The organism is Pseudonocardia lacus, assembly GCF_018531445.1.
In the GTDB taxonomy this organism is placed as follows: Bacteria; Actinomycetota; Actinomycetes; order Mycobacteriales; family Pseudonocardiaceae; genus Pseudonocardia; species Pseudonocardia lacus.
Genome location: NZ_JAHDTH010000415.1, coordinates 1 through 2,387 on the forward strand (window position 1 = coordinate 1; position 2,387 = coordinate 2,387).

Genomic DNA, 2,387 nt, shown 5'->3' on the forward strand with positions numbered 1-2,387 from the left:
GCCCCGGTAGGCCGCCGGCGAGGTGCCCGCCGCTGTGGCGGGTCCTTTTCCGGCGGCCCCCGGCCCGAACCGGACGTGCGGGTTTCCTCGCATCCGGCTCTCTGGTGATTACTGCGTGGGTGTTGTGGTTGGGTTCCGCGCGTGGATGGTGTCGTGGCAGGGGGTGCAGACGATGAGTGTCTTGCGCCGTTTCTCTGCCATGAGTTGTGCCCACGCCGGCTGTGGTCGTCCTGTCCGGACGAGGTCTGCGAGTGTGGGAACCTGGTGGATTTCCACGGTGGTTCTTTGGTCGCAGATCTCGCATCGTGCCGCCTGGAGCCGGGTGATCAGTTCCTTGCGGCGCGGTGCGGGCAGGGCGGGGTTGCGGTCGGTGAGTACCGCTTTCCTCTGCCGCCGTAGTGGGATGCCACCGAACCGTGTGACCAGTGGGTTCCTGTCTGCTCTGTCGACTCTGGCTTCGAAGCATCGGCGTGGCCCGACGGGGGTGGCGACGGTGGTCTTGTATTTGTTGGCCATCGTCGTCACGGTCGAGCGATGCTTGGCTGCCAGGGTTTTGAGCATGGAGGTCTTCATGACCCATTCCAGCCGGTCTAGTCGGAAGACATCGCCGGCGAGCAGGTAGTACTGGACGAGGCCCCGGTACCGCGATCCGTAGATGCCGACGATCGTGTGGTCGTCATAATTGGTCAGCTCGGGTCTGTGCGCGGGTTTGCCGCGCGTGAGGTAGGGGGCGCTTTTGGCTCGAATCACCGCTTTGGGCACGCGGAGCGCGACTGTACCGTTGGCCGTGCGACGGCCTCTGGTCATTTTGCGGTCGTTGTGGAGGATGGTGATTTCGTAACCGAGGAAGGACGCCGCTTGGGTACGGGCGTGTGTGATCAAGGTCTTCTCTTGCGAGAGTTCCAGCTTGAGATCTTCATGCAGGAACGTCGCGAGTCGGTTCTTGATCTCCTCGGCTTCGGCCTTGGGTCCGGTGAACCCGAGCAGGGTGTCGTCGGCGTAGCGTGCGTATCGTAGCCGTCGGTAGCCGGGATCTTGGGGATCCATGCTGGGCATACCGTGCAGCCGCTTGCGCAGGTCCCGCGTTGCGGTGTGATCGCCGCGTTGTCGGGCACGTCGCAGGGCCGATTCGGTCCTTTGGTAGGCGGGGTTTTTGGCCCTTACTACGCCTCGGGTGTATTCCGGGATGAGAACCGTCTCGACGAACCTGTCCAGCCGATCCAGGTAGATGTTCGAGAGGACGGGCGAGGTCACCCCACCCTGCGGTGCGCCGGAGAGTGTGGCGTTCCGGACCCAGTCCTCCAGGTATCCGGCTTGGAGCATGTTGCGCAACAGCCGCAGAAACCGGTTGTCGTGGATGTTCGCAGCCAAGGTCGACAGCATCACGTCGTGATCCAGCGAGCCGAAGCAGTCGGCGATGTCACCCTCGATGAACCAGGTCGTGCCCGTCCAGGTATCCGCTACTTTGCCGAGGGCGGTGTGGCAGCCGCGGCGTGGACGGAACCCGTGAGAGTGGTCGGAGAATCGCGGCTCGTAGTACGCCTCAAGGAGGAGGCGAACGACTTCCCCGACGATCTTGTCCGACCAGGACGGAAGACCTAACGGCCTCTTCTTCCCGTTCTTCTTCGGGATGTAGACCCGTCGTGCCGGCCGGAATCGGTAGCGCTCGTGGCGCATCGCATCGGTGATGCGGTCGACCGTGGCCAGTGACGTGCCGTCTGCGGTTTCCCCGTCGACCCCGGGCGTCATGGCTCCGTGGTTGGAGTACAGGCGCCCGATCGCCAACAGATACAGCTGGGGGTTGAACAGTTGTCGATACAGCTCTTCGAGCGGCAGGCCACGCCTACCACGATCACGCAGGACACTCAGTACCGTTTCGGCGTTCTGCATTGCGCATACCTCTCGGGCCATGAGCGTCCGATCACCTGGCCCCCTTCGCCCTGTGAACGGCTTTCCCGTTCCCCTTGGTGGGGCGTTGCTCCCACGACTACTACGGGGCCTCCGTCACCTTAGGGCTCGCGCCCCTTAGGCGATCCCACGTTCGTCTTCGTCATACGTGATAGCGCGACTTAGGTGCCCCACTCATCTCCTTGAATGTCCTCGTTGGACATCGCTCCGCACCTCGGGGTTGTGGCGGCGGCCATAATACGTCGCCACAAGACACGGCACCGGTTCCAGGCGTCTTTCCGGTGGATGGCGCATTTCATCGACTGGAGATTAGGGTTCAGGCAATCCAGCTTTCACCATACCGCGCGGGTCCCGCGGCACGTCACCTCATACGCCTGAGCATGACTACCGCTTTCCTGGCATGCTACTGTCCCCTTCACCTTTCGGATCCAGGTGAGCCATCAGACCCAAGGACCTCCTCCCGAGTCCTTCCCGTCTAT

At 63.0% G+C, this 2,387-nt stretch carries 1 protein-coding gene; it reads right to left on the bottom strand.

The window, feature by feature from the left end; translation table 11 throughout:
* Positions 1–108: 108 nt before the first annotated feature.
* The gene (locus KIK08_RS38630; protein ID WP_214408267.1) at positions 109–1,890 is read right to left on the bottom strand and encodes a reverse transcriptase/maturase family protein; all 1,782 of its coding nucleotides are present in this window, start codon (positions 1,888–1,890) and stop codon (positions 109–111) included.
* Positions 1,891–2,387: the final 497 nt, after the last annotated feature.